Consider the following 522-nt stretch of genomic DNA (forward strand, 5'->3'; position numbering starts at 1 on the left):
CCGTTTGCTATGCACTCAAACAGATGGGGATGACGCGCAAAAAAAGACCACCACTTACAAAGAACAAGACCCGGCCAAAGTAACGCATTATTTGACACAGCTGGCCGAATTTTCCGACTACCAACGTGTTTATTTGGATGAAACAGGATTTGACCGCTACCTGTTCCGTCCCTATGCCCGCAGCCCGAAAGGGCAAATAGTGAAAGCGCAGATAAGTGGAAAAAGATACCGACGCTTATCTCTGGTGTCCGCACAAGTCGGCAACCGGCTGATTGCTCCGATGGTTTATCAAAATACGATGACCGGAGTCTTTTTTGAAGCGTGGTTTCAGCAATGCCTACTGCCCGCATTGACTCAAAAATCGGTGATTATTTTAGATAATGCACGATTTCACCGTATGGGTGTCTTACGGAAAATGGAGGAAAAATTGGGACATAAGGTATTGCCTCTTGCACCTTATTCACCTGAGCTCAACCCGATTGAGAAGGTGTGGGCGAATATTAAGCGGTATCTGCGAACCGT

At 46.7% G+C, this 522-nt stretch carries 1 pseudogene; it reads left to right on the forward strand.

The features are described 5' to 3' along the window. Window positions 1-522, forward strand: a pseudogene (locus HMPREF2572_RS01570) (IS630 family transposase); the annotation flags it as partial.

The organism is Neisseria sp. HMSC064E01, assembly GCF_001808875.1.
Taxonomy (GTDB): Bacteria; Pseudomonadota; Gammaproteobacteria; order Burkholderiales; family Neisseriaceae; genus Neisseria; species Neisseria sicca_A.